The 16,094-nt window shown below is 72.2% G+C and carries 18 protein-coding genes and 1 riboswitch; of the genes, 2 read left to right on the top strand and 16 right to left on the bottom strand.

All coding sequences use genetic code 11. From position 1 onward, the window contains the following. Nucleotides 1-5: 5 nt before the first annotated feature. A complete protein-coding gene (locus tag BM223_RS04855) occupies nt 6-1,250 on the top strand; it encodes an RNA polymerase sigma factor (protein ID WP_038681204.1) in 1,245 nt (414 codons plus the stop codon). On the opposite strand, the gene BM223_RS04850 is transcribed toward BM223_RS04855, so the two are convergent. From BM223_RS04850 to BM223_RS04830, 5 genes are read right to left on the bottom strand one after another with little or no spacing between them, the layout of a single operon-like run. After that, the gene (locus tag BM223_RS04850; RefSeq protein ID WP_038681205.1) at nt 1,216-1,989 is read right to left on the bottom strand and encodes an ABC transporter ATP-binding protein; all 774 of its coding nucleotides are present in this window, start codon (nt 1,987-1,989) and stop codon (nt 1,216-1,218) included. The genes BM223_RS04855 and BM223_RS04850 overlap by 35 nt on opposite strands. Next, entirely contained in the window at nt 1,986-3,017 is a 1,032-nt protein-coding gene (locus BM223_RS04845) for a FecCD family ABC transporter permease (protein ID WP_038681207.1), read from the bottom strand. Before BM223_RS04845 ends, BM223_RS04850 begins: the two co-directional genes overlap by 4 nt. Beyond that, entirely contained in the window at nt 3,014-4,009 is a 996-nt protein-coding gene (locus BM223_RS04840) for a FecCD family ABC transporter permease (RefSeq protein ID WP_038681209.1), read from the bottom strand. Before BM223_RS04840 ends, BM223_RS04845 begins: the two co-directional genes overlap by 4 nt. Next, complete coding sequence (locus BM223_RS04835; RefSeq protein ID WP_038681211.1) at nt 4,006-4,830, bottom strand: siderophore-interacting protein; 825 nt, start codon at nt 4,828-4,830, stop codon at nt 4,006-4,008. Before BM223_RS04835 ends, BM223_RS04840 begins: the two co-directional genes overlap by 4 nt. Beyond that, nucleotides 4,827-5,921: an ABC transporter substrate-binding protein gene (locus BM223_RS04830; protein WP_075018466.1), complete on the bottom strand. Its 1,095-nt coding sequence runs from the start codon at nt 5,919-5,921 to the stop codon at nt 4,827-4,829. The genes BM223_RS04835 and BM223_RS04830 overlap by 4 nt, the downstream gene beginning before the upstream one ends. Before the next feature lie 114 nt (nt 5,922-6,035). Here BM223_RS04830 and BM223_RS04825 point away from each other — a divergent pair, with 114 nt between their 5' ends. Then, a complete protein-coding gene (locus BM223_RS04825) occupies nt 6,036-6,893 on the top strand; it encodes a helix-turn-helix transcriptional regulator (RefSeq protein WP_158510223.1) in 858 nt (285 codons plus the stop codon). Between the two features lie 110 nt (nt 6,894-7,003). On the opposite strand, the gene BM223_RS04820 is transcribed toward BM223_RS04825, so the two are convergent. From BM223_RS04820 to BM223_RS28255, 11 genes are all read right to left on the bottom strand, one after another. Continuing rightward, on the bottom strand, nt 7,004-7,282 hold the full coding sequence (locus BM223_RS04820; RefSeq protein ID WP_038681213.1) for a MoaD/ThiS family protein: 279 nt from the start codon (nt 7,280-7,282) through the stop codon (nt 7,004-7,006). Nucleotides 7,283-7,331: 49 nt separating this feature from the next. After that, entirely contained in the window at nt 7,332-8,612 is a 1,281-nt protein-coding gene (gene thrC, locus BM223_RS04815) for a threonine synthase (protein ID WP_038681214.1), read from the bottom strand. A 9-nt stretch (nt 8,613-8,621) separates the two neighbouring features. After that, a riboswitch (SAM riboswitch) is annotated at nt 8,622-8,768 on the bottom strand. Nucleotides 8,769-8,898: 130 nt separating this feature from the next. Then, the gene (otsB, locus tag BM223_RS04810; RefSeq protein ID WP_038681216.1) at nt 8,899-9,747 is read right to left on the bottom strand and encodes a trehalose-phosphatase; all 849 of its coding nucleotides are present in this window, start codon (nt 9,745-9,747) and stop codon (nt 8,899-8,901) included. 243 nt (nt 9,748-9,990) lie between these two features. Further along, nucleotides 9,991-10,542 carry a LytR C-terminal domain-containing protein gene (locus BM223_RS04805; RefSeq protein WP_038681218.1) on the bottom strand — a complete coding sequence of 184 codons (552 nt, stop codon included), beginning with the start codon at nt 10,540-10,542 and terminating at the stop codon, nt 9,991-9,993. A 31-nt stretch (nt 10,543-10,573) separates the two neighbouring features. Further along, nucleotides 10,574-10,876: a nucleoid-associated protein NapA gene (locus tag BM223_RS04800; RefSeq protein ID WP_038681220.1), complete on the bottom strand. Its 303-nt coding sequence runs from the start codon at nt 10,874-10,876 to the stop codon at nt 10,574-10,576. A gap of 75 nt (nt 10,877-10,951) precedes the next feature. Then, nucleotides 10,952-11,596 carry a response regulator gene (locus tag BM223_RS04795; protein WP_038681222.1) on the bottom strand — a complete coding sequence of 215 codons (645 nt, stop codon included), beginning with the start codon at nt 11,594-11,596 and terminating at the stop codon, nt 10,952-10,954. Nucleotide 11,597: 1 nt separating this feature from the next. Next, complete coding sequence (locus BM223_RS04790; protein WP_038685174.1) at nt 11,598-12,848, bottom strand: sensor histidine kinase; 1,251 nt, start codon at nt 12,846-12,848, stop codon at nt 11,598-11,600. A gap of 371 nt (nt 12,849-13,219) precedes the next feature. After that, nucleotides 13,220-14,008, bottom strand: coding sequence for a S1 family peptidase (locus BM223_RS04785; RefSeq protein WP_075018465.1), 789 nt, complete (start codon nt 14,006-14,008; stop codon nt 13,220-13,222). Between the two features lie 4 nt (nt 14,009-14,012). Further along, nucleotides 14,013-14,363 (bottom strand): hypothetical protein, encoded by a 351-nt coding sequence (locus BM223_RS28260; RefSeq protein WP_141267348.1) that lies wholly within the window; start codon nt 14,361-14,363, stop codon nt 14,013-14,015. Nucleotides 14,364-14,550: 187 nt separating this feature from the next. Beyond that, complete coding sequence (locus BM223_RS04780) at nt 14,551-15,552, bottom strand: hypothetical protein (protein ID WP_038681225.1); 1,002 nt, start codon at nt 15,550-15,552, stop codon at nt 14,551-14,553. After that, nucleotides 15,509-15,805: a hypothetical protein gene (locus BM223_RS28255; protein WP_143128548.1), complete on the bottom strand. Its 297-nt coding sequence runs from the start codon at nt 15,803-15,805 to the stop codon at nt 15,509-15,511. The genes BM223_RS04780 and BM223_RS28255 overlap by 44 nt, the downstream gene beginning before the upstream one ends. Between the last annotated feature and the right edge of the window lie 289 nt (nt 15,806-16,094).

Below are 16,094 nucleotides of genomic sequence, written 5' to 3'. Positions count from 1 at the left end.
CGCGGATGGAGCCGCTCGAGCGCGTGCTGCGCGAGGAGTGGGGCCGGCTGCTGGCCCTGCTCGTCGCGTGGTGCCGCCGGGTGGACCTGGCCGAGGACGGGCTGGCCGATGCGTTCGAGGCGGCGGCCCGGACCTGGCCGGAGGCCGGCGTCCCGGCCCGTCCCGCGGCCTGGCTGCTCACCGCGGCCCGGCGGCGGATCACCGACGCGCTGCGCCACGAGGTCGTCGCGGCGGGCAAGGTGCCGCTGCTCGAGGTCGATGCGTCCGTCCAGCAGCACGCGCAGCGGGTGCTCGCCGCGCCACCGGAGGGAGAGGCCGTGACGGACGAACGGCTGCGCCTCGTGCTGCTGTGCGCGCACCCGGCGCTGTCCCGGGAGGCCGCCGCGGCGCTCACCCTGCGGCTCGTCCTGGGCGTGCCGACCGAGGACGTCGCCCGGCTGTTCCTGGTGCCGACGCCGACCATGGCGGCCCGGCTGACCCGGGCCCGGCGCAAGCTCGCGGGCGCGCGGTTCGCCGTACCGCCGCCGGACGAGCTGGCGGCGCGCATCGACGTGGTCGCGGACGTCGCCTACCTGGCGTTCACGACCGGCTACGCGCCCGGGTCGGGCTCCGACGTGCTGCGGGCCGACGTCGCGGGTGAGGCGGTCCGGTTGGTCCGGGTGCTGCGCTCGGTGCTGCCGCCGGAGGCCCGCACGACCGAGCTCGACGCGCTGCTCGCGCTCATGGTGCTGCAGCACGCGCGCCGCGACGCCCGCGTGGTCGACGGGCGGCTCGTGCTGCTCCCCGACCAGGACCGGCGCCGCTGGCACCACGACGAGGCGCTGGAGGCGCTCGACCTGCTCCGCCCGCTGGTCGGCGCTCCCCCGGCGCCGTACCTGCTGCAGGCACTGGTGGCCGCCGAGCACGCGATCGCGCCGACCGCGGCCGCCACCCGGTGGGACCGCGTCGTCGACCGGTACGACGAGCTGCTGGCCCTGCGCGACTCCCCCGTCGTCCGGCTCAACCGGGCGGTGGCCCTGGCCGAGCGGGACGGCCCGGAGGCCGGGCTCGCCGCGCTCGCCGGGGTCGCCCTGCCGGGACACCGGCTCCCCTCCGTGCGGGCCGAGCTGCTGGCCCGGCTGGAGCGGTGGGACGAGGCGCGACTGGCCTACGACACCGCGCTCGCGCTGTGCCGCAACGAGGCCGAGTCCGCGCACCTGCGGGCCCGGCGCGGGCTCACGCGTGGGGGACGATCATCGGCGTCCCCGTGATGGGGTCGGGCACCACGTCGCAGGCCAGGCCGAAGACCTGCTCGACCAGCGCCGCGTCGACGACGTCGGCAGGCGCCCCGGTCGCCACCACGGCGCCGTCGCGCATCGCGACGACGTGGTCGGCGAAGCGGCAGGCCTGGTTGAGGTCGTGGAGCACCGCGACGACGGTGCGGCCGTCGTCGACGAGCCGGCGCAGCAGCCGCAGGAGCTCGTACTGGTGGGCGATGTCGAGGAAGGTCGTCGGCTCGTCGAGCAGCAGGTAGGGCGTCTCCTGGGCGAGCACCATCGCGATCCACACCCGCTGCCGCTGACCTCCGGAGAGCGCGGAGACCCGGCGCTGGGCCAGGTCCGCGACACCGGCGGCATCGAGTGCGGCCGCCACGGCGGCGTCGTCGGCCCGGGTCCAGGTGCCGATCGCGGGCTGCCGGGCGTAGCGACCCCGCCGGACCAGGCCGACCACGCGGATGCCGTCGGGCGTCGTCGTCCCCTGGGGCAGGAAGCCCAGCTCGCGGGCGACCGCCTTGGGCCGCCAGGTCGCGATCGTCCGGCCGTCGAGGACGACGCTGCCCGCCTCGGGCCTCAGCAGCCGCACGAGCGAGCGCAGCAGCGTCGACTTGCCGCAGGCGTTGGGCCCGACGATCGCGGTGAACACGCCGTCGGGCACGGTCAGGTCGAGGTGCTCGACCACCGTGCGCTCGCCGTACCCGAGGCGCAGGCCCTCGGTCCGCAACCGGCTCATCGTCCGACCTCCTTGAACAGCAACCACAACAGGTAGACGCCGCCGATGGCGCCGGTGACCACGCCGACCGGGAGCTGCACCGGCGCGACGACCTGGGCGAGCAGGTCCGCCGTACCGAGCAGCAGGGCTCCGGTGAGCGCCGAGGGCAGGAGCGCGATGCCCGCCGTACCGGCCAGGCGTCGGCCGATCTGCGGCGCCATCAGCGCGACGAAGACGATGGGGCCCGCGGTCGCGGCGACGATCGCGGTGCAGCCGACGCCGACTGCGGCGATCGCCAGCCGGAGCCGGTCGAGCCGGATCCCGGTGGTCACCGCGACGTCGTCGCCGAGCGCGAGCTGCTGGACCGGCCGGGCGAGGCACGCGGCCGCGACCGCGAGCCCCGCGAGACCGGCGAGGGGCACCACGAGGTCCGACCAGTCGGTGCCGTTGAGGTTGCCGGCCGACCAGCTGGCAGCGGCCATCGCGACCTCCAGGTCGGCGCGCAGGATCAACCACGAGTTGGCCGCGGTGAGCACCGCGTTGACCGCGATGCCGATGACGATGAGCCGGTAGCCGGTGTAGCCGCTGCCCATCGCGAGCAGCGCCACGATGCCCGCCGCGAGCAGCCCGCCCGCCAGCGCGGCACCGGCCAGGCCGAGCGCGAAGCCCCCACCGTTGTCGGCCGCAGCCGCGAAGTGGGCGCCACCGGCGACGGTGAGGACAAGCAGGACGCCGGTGTAGGCGCCCTGGTCGAGGCCGATCACGTCGGGCGCGCCGAGAGGGTTGCGGGTGAGGTTCTGGAAGAGCGCGCCGGCCAGGCCGAGCGCCAGCCCGAAGACGACCGCCGCCGTCACCCGCGGCATCCGCCACTCCAGCACCCGTCCGGCGAGCGGCCCGTCGCCGCGCAGCCCGTCCAGGACCCGGCCCGGCGACGACCAGCCGTCGCCGTAGCAGAGCGCGACGAGCGAGACCGCGAGCGTCGCGACGGCGACGAGCACGACCGCGAGGACGGTACGCCGCTCCGGGCGCAGGAAGGTCAGGGTCGTCACGACGCCGCCTCCGCACCCTGCCGGCGCACGACCCACGCCAGCAGCGGGCCGCCCAGCACACCCGTCACGATCGCGACCGGGGCGTCCCCGACGGGCAGCACCAGGCGGCCGACGGTGTCGGCGGCGACGAGCAGCACCGGGCCTCCGGCGAGCGAGAGGACGATGAGCCAGCCGACCGAGCCGTGCGCGAACCGGCGGACCAGGTGCGGCACGATCAGGCCGGCGAAGGCGATGGGCCCGGCGATCGCGGTCGCGACCCCGGCGAGCACCGTCGCCACGACCAGGACGCCGGTGCGGGTCGCACCGACCCGGACGCCGAGCCCGTGCGCGACGTCGTCCCCCATCTCCAGCGCGGACAGCGGCCGGACCAGCACGAGCGCGACCACCACGGCGACGACGACCACGATCGTCGGCAGCGTCAGCGGCTGCTGGTCACGGCCGGCGAGCGAGCCGACCGCCCAGAACCGGTGGTCGTCGAACGCGTCGGGATCGAGCAGCCGGATGCCGAGCGAGAGGCTCGCGACGAGCGCGCTGAACGCCGTGCCCGCGAGGAGCAGGCGCAGCGGATCAGCCCGCCCGACGGCGTACACGACGGCCGTGGCGAGCGCCGCGCCCAATGTCGCGACGACCATCTGCATGCCCTGCCCGGCGGCCACACCGAGCGCGGTGGCCACGACGACGGCGAAGGAAGCGCCGAAGGTTACGCCCAGGACGCCCGGCTCGGCCAGCGGGTTGCGGGTCAGCGCCTGGACCAGGGCGCCCGCCAGCGCGAGCGCGGCGCCGACCAGGATCGCCAGCAGGGTCCGGGGCAACCGGACCTGGCGCACGATGATGTGCGCGGCGTCGTGGTCGTCGTACCGGAGCAGAGCGGGGAGCACCGACCCGGACGGCAGGTCACCCTTGCCGATGGACAGGCTCCACACGACCGCACCGAAGAGGGCCGCACCCAGCGCGACGAGCGCGACCAGGGGGCCGGGGTGACGCAGGGTCAATCGTCCAACCCCGCGACGCCGCGCTTCCAGTAGCCGGTGATGCTCGCCGGCAGGTCCCGCTGGGCCACCCAGCGGCGTACGTCCTTGAGGTCCTCGGCCTCGCCCGCACCGAAGACGAACGTGTCGTCCGGTACGTCGAGCGCCCGCACCTGCGCGCCGAGCTGCGACCCCTCGGCGCGGGAGAGCCAGCGCACCTCGACGCCGGCGCGCTGCTGCAGCGGGTAGCCGGTCTCGTCCTCGTGGTCGTGCTCGACCAGGACCTGCGCGGTCGCACCGGCGGCCTCCAGCCAGTCCGCCTCGTCCAGCCAGCGCGCGACGGCGGGCAGGCCGGTCACGTCGACGGCGAGCACGTAGTGCCGGTGGGTGTGCGCGAACGCCTTGGCTCCCGGCGGGCCGGCGATCACGGCCGGGTCGCCGATCGCGGCGGCCTCGGCCCAATCGCCGGCCAGACCGCCGGAGTGGAGCACGAAGTCGAGGTCGACCTCACGCGCGGCGAGGTCGACACGACGGATCGTGTAGGTCCGCGTCGGCGGGAGCGGCTTGGGCCAGTCGAGCAGCTGCTGATCGTTGGGCACCGGGTCGGTCCGCGTGCCGTCGGCGTGCGGGAAGACGATCTTGACGTGGTCGTCGGCGACGTAGCTGTGGAAGCCGGCGAGCTCGTCGCCGGTGAGCGTGAGCCGCAGCATCCGTGGCGTGACCAGCTCGCGCCGGGCGACCGTCGTCCGGCAGATGCCGATCGGGTAGCCGATCCGCTGCATCCCCCGCCCGGCGCCGTGGTGCTCGGCGACGCGCTCGGCAGGACGGTCGCGCTGGCCGATCACTTGAGCTCGTCCGCGAACGCCTCGGCGAACGCGCGGTCGATCTCGTCGAGCGCCCGCTCGGCGGTCGGGTAGGTCGCCGCCTCGGTGTAGCGCAGCGGGATGACCGCGCCGTCGCGCACGGCGGGCAGCGTCTTCCAGAGGTCGTGGTCGAGCACGTACTGGACCGACTCGGACGGCTTGCCCTCGTCGTCGACCGTGTAGGTGATCACGTCGGCGTCCGCCAGGCTCTGCGGGAGCTCCTCGATCGAGGGGTACTCCGAGAACGCCGCCGAGCCCTTGCCCGGCTCGACCGGTCCGCCGTAGTAGGTCGCGCCCACGTCGGTGGCGATGTTGGTGCCCCAGGCGCCGGCGTACTCGCGGTTGAAGTTGCCCGCGCTCACGTCGCCGTAGGCGCCGACGTGGCCGAAGCAGTGCTCGCCGAGGACCTTCGCGTACTTCTCGGTCAGCGCCGCCGCCTTCGCGTCGTACGACGCCTTGGCGGCCTCGTAGTAGTCGACGACGCCGGCCGCGTCGGCCTGCCGCGCGGAGAGGTTCTTCCAGCCGTCGGGCCGGTCCGGGCCGAGGACGACGACGGGCGCGATCGACTCCAGTCGCTTCAGGTCGACGTCGCCGAGCACCGGCAGCGGGACGCCGAGCATGATCAGGTCCGGCTTCAGGTTGGCGATCGCCTCGTAGTCGGTGCTCGCGGCGGTCTCGCCGGCGACCTTCTTCAGCGCCTGGTAGTCGGCGAGGTCCTCGTCGGTCATCAGCGCGGTGCCGCGGCCCCACTCGGAGATGCCCACGACGTCGGCGTCGGCCTCGAGGAGCACCGGGACGGCGTACCCGGTCGCGACGATGCGCTGCGGGTCGGTCGGGATCTCGACGGTGCCGTTGTCGGCCTCGAAGGAGCGGGTCTTCGACGCCGGGTCGAACGCCGCGACCGGCGCCGCGGCGGGCAGCGCCGGGGTGGCGGGCTCGCACGCGGCGGCGGTCGTCTTCTCCTTGCCCGCCTTGCCGTCGTCCTCGCTGCCGCACGCCGCGAACGTCGCCCCGAGCAGGGCGGTGGCGGACAGGGCGGCGAGGGCGCGGGCCGGCCGGAGGTTGAGCTGCATGGGGTGGTCCTTCACGTCGGGGAATCGGCGCGCGAGGTCACCCGAGACAGCGCGTCCGACCAAGTGAGGCTAGCCTTACCAACGAGCGTGCCGGTGTCGCGAAGGAGTCAGATGATGACGCGCAGAGGACAGGAACCCGCCGCCGCGCGGCCCGGCCCCGCGGTCACCGCGACCCAGGCCGGCGGCGCGGTGGTCGAGGAGTTCCCCTACGGACTGGGCCCGCCGGACGGCATCCTCGCCCTGCGCTACCCGCCCACCGGCGGCGTGGTCACCGACTTCCCCGAGTCGCGCAACGACTTCGTGCACCAGGTCTACTGGTCACCCGACGGCGTCCTCGCCGTCGGGCGTGGCGGCACCGCCGCCTTCGCCGGCCCCACCAGCGCGGTCTGGGTGCGCCAGGGCGTGGTCGCCGAGGTGACCGCGCTCGAGGTCCAGACCGTCGTCCGCCTGTGCGTGCGGCGCGCGCCCGACGAGCTGGTCCGGCACGAGGCGACCGTGCTGGCGATCTCGCCCGCCGCGGTCGAGGCGGTCACCCGGCTGGTCCGCCCCGGCACCGACGAGCGCGCCGGCCTCGCGGCGCGCGCCGTGCTGCTCGGCGAGCTGGCCGCCTCCCCCGCCGACCCGATCGGCTTCGGCGCGGCCGAGCTCGGCCCGGCCGGCGCGGTGGCCCGGGCCCTGACCCTCGACCCGGCCGACCGGACCAGCCTGCCCGGCTGGGCCGAGCGGCTGCACGTCAGTCCCAAGACCCTCCAGCGCGAGTTCGAGCGGGTCTACGGGATGTCCTTCTCGACCTGGCGCACCCGGACCCGGCTCCAGGCCTCGCGCGCGATGCTGAGCAGGTGGTCGGTCACCGAGACCGCCCACCGCGTGGGCTACGCGACCGCGTCGTCGTACGTCGCCGCGTTCACCCGCGAGTACGGCGAACCGCCCGGGCGCCATGCGCACCGGGCGGTCGACGCTCAGGCCAGCTGAGCCCCCTCCACGAAGTGCGCGGGTTGCGGGGTCGAAGTGCGAGGGTTGCTGGATCTCGACCCCGCAAGTGCCGCACTTCGGGGCCGCAACCGGCCCACTTCGTCGGGGGTTCAGCAGCCGCCGGCGACCGCGGGGATCACCGAGACCTCGGCGCCGTCGGGCGTCGGGGTGGCGAGGTCCTGCTCGAAGCGGACGTCGTCGTTGTTGACGTAGACGTTGACGAAGCGGCGCAGCTTGCCGTCCTCGTCGAGGATCCGGCCCTTGATGCCCGCGAAGCTCGCGTCGAGGTTGTCGAGCACCTCGGCGAGGGTGGCGCCCTCGGCGGTGACCTCGGAGTCACCACCGGTGTAGGTGCGGAGGATGGTGGGGATCCGGACGCGGACGCTCATGCGGGGCTCTCTTCTACTGCTCGGGTAGCGGTGTCGGTGGTGGTGCGGCTCAGAGGCCCGTGGCCTTGAAGGCGTCGTAGCTCGGAGCGATGGTCGCGGCCGGGCCGACCTGGCCGGAGATCGAGTCGAGGGTCTTGAGGCCGTGACCGGTGTTGATGATGACGGTCTCGAGGCTCGGGTCGAGCTGGCCGGTCTCGACGAGCTTCTTGGTGACCGCGGTCGTCGTACCGCCGGCGGTCTCGGTGAAGATGCCCTCCGTGCGGGCGAGCAGGACGATGCCCTCGCGGATCTCGTCGTCGGTGACCTCCTCGACGGAGCCGCCCGTACGACGGGCGATGTCGAGGACGTAGATGCCGTCGGCCGGGTTGCCGATCGCGAGGCTCTTGGCGATCGTGTCGGGCTTGACCGGGCGGATCGCGTCGGTGCCGGCCTTGTAGGCGGTGGCGACGGGACCGCAGCCGGTGGCCTGGGCGCCGAAGATCCGGTACGCCTTGTCCTCGACGAGGCCGAGCTTGATGAGCTCCTGGAAGGCCTTGTCGACCTTGGTCAGCTGGGAGCCGGAGGCGACCGGGATGACGACCTGGTCGGGCAGCCGCCACCCGAGCTGCTCGGCGATCTCGTAGCCCAGCGTCTTGGAGCCCTCGGCGTAGTACGGCCGGACGTTGACGTTGACGAACGCCCAGCCCTCCTCCTCGCCGGCGATCTCGGAGGCGAGCTTGTTGACGTCGTCGTAGTTGCCGTCGACGGCGACCAGGTTCTCGGTGAAGATCGCGGAGTTGACCTGCTTGGGCGTCTCGAGGTTGCTCGGGATGAAGACGACGGTCTTGATCCCGGCCCGGGCACCCGCCGCGGCGACCGCGTTGGCGAGGTTGCCGGTCGAGGGGCAGGCGAACGTCGTCGCGCCCAGCTCGCGGGCGGCGCTCAGCGCGCAGGCGACGACCCGGTCCTTGAAGGAGTTGGTCGGGTTCGTCGAGTCGTCCTTGACCCAGAGCTTGGCGATGCCCAGCTCGGCGGCGAGGTTCTTCGCCTCGAGCAGGCGGGTGAAGCCCGGCTCGGTGTTGGGGCTGGTCTCGATGTCGGTGGGGACCGGCAGCAGCGCCTTGTAGCGCCAGATGTTGCGCGGCCCGGCCTCGATCTCCTCGCGGGTCACCTGCGGGAACTCGTAGGTGATCTCCAGCGGGCCGAAGCACTCCGGACAGGCGTAGAACGGGCCCAGCGCGACCAGGTGCCCGCACTCGCGGCAGGACAGCGAGGTGGCATTGCCGAACGCGCCCTCGCGCAGTCCCGGCTGGGTCGTCGTCTCAGGTGCCTCGGTCACAACGGCGCTCATGGGTCCTCCTTCTCATCTGTCCCGGCGGCTCTCGCACGGGTCGGATTTGGCACCGTTTCCGCGACGCCGGCTCCTGCGTGATGCAGGCGCTGACGGGAGTTCGCGGCGGTTGCCGGGACTTCTCAGGGCCGTTCCCTCAGTCCCTCTGGATGAGCACGGACAGCCTAGGGGTGGGTCGGGCCCGACTCCCAATCGAGATTCCGGATGATGAGACGAATGTCCAGTTGATGAGACCTGCGCGTCTGCGGCGGAGGGCAGTTTCACCGCCTAGGCGGTGAAACTGCCGCTAGCCGAGCCGGCGGACCCGGGCGTCGCCGGCGAGTGTCCGCAGCAGGTCGAGGACGCCGTCCGGGCCGCGCACCACGACGTCCGAGAGGTCGATGAGGGCGCTCTGCTCGTTGGAGGCCGAGCAGACCCGCAGCGTGGCCAGCCCCTGCTCCCCCAGCGCGGCGACCGCTTCGAACGCCTCGACGTCGCCGAGGTCGTCGCCGGCGAACACGAAGCCCTCGGCGTCGAGCACCGCGGCCAGCCGGTCGACGACCAGTCCCTTGTGGGAGCCCGGCGAGCGCACCTCGATCACGGCCCGCCCCGGCTCCAGCACCAGCCCGTGCCGGTGCGCGAGCTCGCGCAGCGGCGGCAGCAGCCGGTCGAAGGCGCCGTCGGGATCGGCCAGCCGCCGGGTGTGCACGGCGACGGCGAGTCCCTTGTCCTCGACGTACGCGTCAGCGGCCCCGGCGGTGCGCAGCGCCCGCGGCAGGTCGCGCTCGAACGTCGCCAGCCCCCGCGGCGGCCGCCCGCCCATGATCCGGCGCCGGCCCGAACTCCACCGCTCGTTGCCGTACTGCCCGAAGACGAACAGCTCCTTGCCGGCCGCCTCCAGCGCGTCCCCGACCTCCTCGAGGCCGCCGAGGTCGAGGGCCTGCCGGGCCGGCCGCCCGGTGATCACCGCGATCGCGGCGACCTCCTGGGCCAGCTCGACCAGCACCTGCGCCGCATCGGGGTGGATGTGCGCCTGCGCCGGGTCCTCCACGATCGGCGACAGCGTGCCGTCGAAGTCGAGTCCGACGACCGTGCGTGGCGCGACGCGGACGATCGCGTCGTACCGGTCCTGGCCCTCGCGCGTCGGGAACCTCACGCCTCCATCCCATCACGCCGCCCGTGACGGCAGGTGACGGGGACGTGAACGGTCACGCTCGCGGCCGAACCCGGACCACCGGCCGGCAGCGCGGCGGGAGCCGCGTCCGGGGGCAGCTCGCTGCCTGTTCCCGCGGCGAAGACGCGCTCGGCCCAGACCACCGGCCGGCAGCGCGGCGGGAGCCGCGTCCGGGGGCAGCTTGCTGCCGGTTCCCGCGGCGAAGACGCGCTCGGCCAAACGAACTCAGTCGAGCTCGCCGGTGAGGATCAGGGTGAGGTTCGTGTCGCTCATGTCGCTGTCGGTGTCGGCCGGCAGCACCCGGGCGACGCCGAGGTCGAGCGCGAGCTGGCGCCCGGCGGCCTTCTTGCCGGCCGGGTAGTAGACGGTCGTGCCGGGCACGGTGCCGTACCAGTTGTCGGCGGCGGCGACGGTCCAGCCGGCTTCCTTGACCCGCTCGGAGACGCGGCCGGCGAGGCCGCGGATGCGGGTGTTGTTGAAGACGACGACCTGGTGGTCGGCCCGGACGACGGGCTTGGGCGTCGCCTTCTTGGTCGGCTGGTCCGAGGGGTCGGAGGCGCCCTCGGAGGCACCGGTCGAGCCGGAGGCCTGGTCGGAGGGCGTCGCGGCCGCCTTCGTGGCGGTGATGTCGCGCTCGGGCGCCTGGTCGCCGCGGGTGGCGACGAAGGCGATCGCGGCGAGCGCGACGGCGACGATGCTGAGGAGCACCACGGGCGACGGCAGGACGGCGCCGCGCTGGTTCGGGGTGCGAGCGGAGGGCCAGGTGGGGAAGGTCATGGCCGCCTCTCTCTGTGTGGGCCGGGCGGGGTCAGATCTCGAAGCCCAGGCGCCGGGCGGACCGCTGCCGCTGGCGCTGGGAACGGAGGCGGCGCAGCCGGCGGACCAGCAGCGGGTCGGCCGCGAGCGCCTCGGGACGGTCGATCAGGGCGTTGAGCACCTGGTAGTAGCGGGTGGCGCTCATGTCGAACTGCTCGCGCACCGCGCTCTCCTTGGCGCCGGCGTACTTCCACCACTGGCGCTCGAACTCGAGGATGGCGCGGTCGCGGTCGCTCAGGCTTGCGGGAGCGGCCGCGCTGGCGGTGCCCTCCTGCGGGCTGCGCTCGGCGTTCATCCGGTCTCCTCGACGCTACGGTGGCGATCTCGACATCTCTGCAGGTCACACTCTAACCCGCGAATCACATCGATGTCATTCGGCGCGCAGGAAGCGCAGCACGGCCAGCACGCGGCGGTGCGACTGGTCGTCGTCGGGCGGGAGGCCGAGCTTGGCGAAGATCCGCTGGGTGTGCTTCTCGACCGCGCCGAGGCTCACCGTCATCGCGTCGGCGACGGCGGCGTTGGAGCGTCCCTCCGCCATCAGGGTGAGGACGTCGCGCTCGCGGGGCGTCAGCGCGCGCACCGGGTCGCCGCGCCGCTCCACGAGCTGCCGGACGACGAGCGGGTCGAGCGCCGTCCCGCCGGCGGCGACCTCGGCGAGCGAGGCGAGGAACTCCCCGACCTCGCTGACCCGGTCCTTGAGCAGGTAGCCGACCCCCTCCTCGCCCGTCGCGAGCAGGTCGTCGGCGTACGACACGACGACGTACTGCGACAGGACGAGCACCCGGGCCTGCGGCCACGCCTGCCGGACGGCGACCGCGGCGCGCAGCCCCTCGTCGGTGTGGCTGGGCGGCATCCGGACGTCGACGATGCCGAGGTCCGGGCGGTGCGCCAGCATCGCCTCGACGTACGACGGCCCGTCGGCCACCGCCGCGACCACCTCGTGGCCGGCCTCGGCGAGCAGGAGCTGGAGGCCCTCGCGCAGGAGCACGGAGTCGTCGGCGACCACGATCCTCATGTCACGACAGTGGCACGGTGGCGAGCAGCCGCGTCGGACCGCCCTCCGGCGAGGCGACCTCGAGGTGTCCCTCGACACCCGCGAGCCGCTCCCGCAGCCCGGCCAGCCCGCGGCCCGGCGCCAGCGAGGCACCGCCGCGCCCGTCGTCGTCCACGGTGACCACGAGGACGCCGTCCTGCTGGTGCACCGCGACCTGCGCCCGGGTCGCCTGGCTGTGCTTCGCGACGTTCGTGAGCGCCTCGGCGACCACGAAGTAGGCCGCCGTCTCGGCCGCGACCGGCAGCTCGCGCGGGACGTCGACCGCGACGCCCACCGGGAACGCCTGCCCGGCCGCCATCTCCTCGACGGCGGCAGCGAGACGGCGGTCGACCAGCAGCGGCGGGGCGATCCCGCGGGAGAGGGCGCGCAGCTCCTCGACCGCCTCGCGGGTCTGGGCGACCGCGGAGTCGATCGTCGCGGCCGCCGTCGCGGGGTCGTCGGCGAGCTGGTGCCGGGCCCGGCCGAGGTCCATGCCGAGCCGGATCAGCCGCTGCTGCGGGCCGTCGTGGATGTCGCGCTCGAGACGGCGCAGCGACTGCGCCTCGGCCCGGTGCGCCGAGGCCCGGCTCTCCTCGATGACCTCCATCCGGTCGAGCAGCTCGGCCCGGCTGCACAGCAGCACCCGCGCCGTGCCGGCATGGACCGCCGCCCCGAGCCGCAGCACGAACGGCAGCGCGACCAGCGCCACGACCCCCAGTCCCAGGTAGAGCAGGGACTCCGGCGTCCGGCCGTGCCCGAGCCCGAGGATCTCGGCCAGCGTCACGTTGTCGGCGTCGTCGAACGGGATGTAGCGCTGCCAGAACCAGTAGGTCAGCCCACCCAGCACCGCCGCCCAGGCCGCCACCGCCAGCGCGGCCGCGAAGCACGCGGTGGCGAGGCCGACGACGGCCCACAGGATGTCCAGCCAGGACTGGGTGTCGCGCAGCGGCGCCAGGAAGCGCCGCACCCCGCCGTCGTCCGCCCGGCCCCGCAGGTACGTCGGCTGCGGGGCCTCGACCCCGAGCATCCCCACGAGCCGGACCCGCTCGACGTGCGCGAACCCGCGGGCGGCGTACGCCGTGCCGACGAGGATCGCGAGCCCGAGGCCGGCCACCACCATCGAGCCCAGGCCGGCGGCGATCCCGGCGACGACGAACGCGAAGGCGGGGATCGCGAGCAGGAACGCCGAGAGCGAGTACGCGGTGTCGACGAAGACGCGACGCAGGGGGTTCATGGCGACCACGCTAGGGAGGTGGGAGCGCCGCGGCCATCCAGCCAGCCCGACAGTCGAGAGTGCTGCGTAGTCGGGGTGGTCGGCGAGGGAGAGGGTAAGCACCTCGAACAGCTCTACTGTGTGCTCGATCGGGAACGGATGCGCGAGTTCCTCACGGAGACGGGCCGGCCGAGGTCAAATGCGAGCAGGTACGGCAGGTCTGTACTGGCCGGTCTTCTCCTCTCGGCGCCCGGGGTCGCTTCGTGCTGCAGGCCATCGCCGTCGCGGCCATCAACGAGTTCAAGGCGGGCGGCACTTCACCGGGAGCAATCTCCGCGACGATGGTGACAAAGGCGGCGCCTGCCACGGTCATGAGTCAAGCGAGACCACGGTCAGCGCCTGTTGACCGCCTCATTGAGTCGAGCGACTTGGGTGTCGAGTGTGTCCACCCGGATGTAGAGTCCGACGTCGTCTGGTTCGCATCCTCCCACGCCCGCGCTCGTGATCCCTACAAGGAGCGGCTTGGCCTGGGAGACGTCGAAAAGGCCGCCGCCGGAGTCGCCTCTGCAGGTGTTCTGGTCCGAGGTGGGAAGTGCGCAGAGCTGCCAGCGGCGTGCCTGACGGGGAAGGTGCGAGATGGCCCTCGCGCAATCAGCCGCTGGCGCGAAGGAGAGGCCGGTGGCCGAGCGCTGGCAGGGCGCGGTCGTTGCTTGCCGTCCCCATCCGACGGCCACCAGTTGTGCTCGTGCGTCGGGCAAGACCGAGGCGATACGGGCAGGGCTGGTAGTAGCGCTGCTGCGCATCACCACGACAGCCAGGTCGATATCTGCGGTCGGGCGAATTTCCCGGATCGGGCTCCGCATCTCGTTCTCAGGATCCGGCCCGCAGAGATCGACTGGATTGACGACGACGTCCAGTTGATCGGCGCTCAGTCCGGCCACGCAATGGCGCGCCGTCAAGACCACCGTTGGAGCAACCAGCACTCCTGCACAGCGAAAACCGCCAAAGAGATCCCGTGCTGGCGTGGCGTGACTGACGAGTGCGACAACTGCCGAGGAAGCCTCTGTTTCCTCGGCAGTTGTCTGGTGTCTGTTTCTGGCGGAGGTGGGATCGGATGCACAGCCTGCTAGAAGTGCGATCGAAAGGAGAGCGGTAAGAACCCGGATCTCGGTTTTCAGCATCTGCCTAGCAAGGATCTTCGACGGTGAATCCGATGTTCGTCTGCCAAGCGTGCTCCTTGCCTTCGGTGGCGTAGGTGAAGCGAATCCCTGCTGCTGCAGGGAATCGACTGGTGGCGGCCACCTGGAGGATGAGGTTGTAGCGAACGTTTGGTTCTGCGGTAGCACCCGGAAGGGCGGCGCGGCTAGCCCAGTCAAGATCGGAGGCCCTCATCGCCTTTCGGGTCGGTGGGAATCTGCTGTGGTTGCCGATTGCAGCATCCGTGACCGCGACCCATGCCTTCGTGATCGAGAGATCGTGGGCGTCGAGGAGCTCGACCTGGCCGATCTCTGCAGGCTCGGTGCCCTTGTTGATCACGATGTTGAACCCGAGTGTGAAGTCGTGCGGCTCTCCAGAGCGGACCTGAAGGCAGACAGATCCAATGTCGGGGCTCGATCCGATCGGCCCACCGATTTCGGGTGGGCCATCGGTGCTAGGCGAGGCGGAGCAGGCAACGAGGAAGGTGAGAGCGCCGATGGTGACGGCGCCCCCACGAACCGCGCGACTAGGACGGACGGTTCTTGCGAGCAATGAGAGTCCTCGGGGTGTCGCCCGGGTCGCCCTGAGTGCCACAGATCCAACCGGCCTTCGTGTACTCGAACTTGATCTTGGCGGTCTTGGAGTAGCCAGTTCGCGAGGAGAGATCGACGCCCAACACGTTCTTGAGGGCGACGCCGTTGGACCAGGTGGTCGCCGTCGAGCTGTTCCGGGAGAACCGGCTTCCGGCTTCCTGAGGTGCACAGTTGGCTCGTGGCGGCGTGGGCGGCGTCCCCACTCCCACCGTCGTCGCGCCGCCAACGAAGTTGCTGGGGCGCGCCTCGTAACGGACCGTCCGCTTGACCACACCGTAGGCGGAGTACCAACACTCGATCTTGTAGGACTTGTAGCGGAAGTACGTCTTGCGGTGCCAGTACCCGGTGCTCTTGACCGGGAAGCCCACCGTGCTCGTCGAGTCCACCTGCTTCTGCAAGGACGACGAGCCGCCAGCCGACCAACTCCCCATGGTGCCGTTCATGGAGACAGCAACTCCGAGAGTCGACGTCGCCCCGTTGGTGTACTCGAAGTCGGTCGTTGCACCCGCCCAGCCGACGCCGGCTGCGTTCACCTCGGTAACCCGCTGGCCGAGATCCTTCGCCACAGTGGTCGAACAATTCTTAGGAACGATGGCGTCCTCCTCGATCGGCACGACCTCGTCCTCGGGCAGGAGATTCTCCGGAACCGTTTCACTCGGCAGAACGTCCTGGAGCCTGCCGCCCAACGCATTCTCCCCCAAGACGAGGCCTGTCAGCGGCACAACCACTTGCTGGGTCAGATCAGCAATGAGGTCGCTGATCAGGTCCGAAGGCATCTCTGGATCGACTGCCGCCTCGATGGTGAGGCCCAAGACGTCGGTGTTCACCAGGCGCCGCGAGAAGGCGAAGCTGCTCGATGTACCGTCCGGAGTCGTAGTCGTGAGAGACATATCAACGATGTTGTCCCCGTCGGCGCCCGACTGCAGATCCGCCATGCTCGGGAGCTTCAACTTGGAAGTTGCCGACCGCGTCCGTGCTGGCCGACGCGACGGTGACCAGGTTGACCGGATCGCCTTCTCCAGCAGCTGCCAGCGTGTCATTGCTCGGCCACATCTGCAGCGCAACCTCCGCCTGCGGAACGGCGACGCCACGAGCATCCAGCACCTTGCCGGTGGCGATGACGAGACCAGGACCAGGAGCAGCTGAAGCAGGAGACACCGAGGGTGCAACCGCCAGGGTGCTCGCCACAAGGCCGATAGTTGCGGCCACCCGGCGGATCATCGGGCGCGCTCACATCGATGGCTGGAATACGTACACGGCATAGCAACTCCGAACTCTGTGGGTACCCGAAAGGGCGGCGCACCAGCACCCCCTACAGGTGATCGCCTCCGAAGGGGATCCCGGAGAAGCATCGGTCTTGGCGAGCTCTTCGCCAATGGGCGCCGCGGAGTGCGTGCGCGAAACGACGATTTCGCGCGCAGGCCCGCCGGCTGGGCGCCCGGCGGACCGAGACCGTCGTGCTCGCGAGCAACACCGA

This window comes from Pimelobacter simplex (assembly GCF_900114845.1).
In the GTDB taxonomy this organism is placed as follows: domain Bacteria; phylum Actinomycetota; class Actinomycetes; order Propionibacteriales; family Nocardioidaceae; genus Nocardioides; species Nocardioides simplex.
The sequence above is the reverse complement of the archived record's forward strand: the minus strand, read 5'-3'. Positions and strand labels throughout refer to the sequence as shown.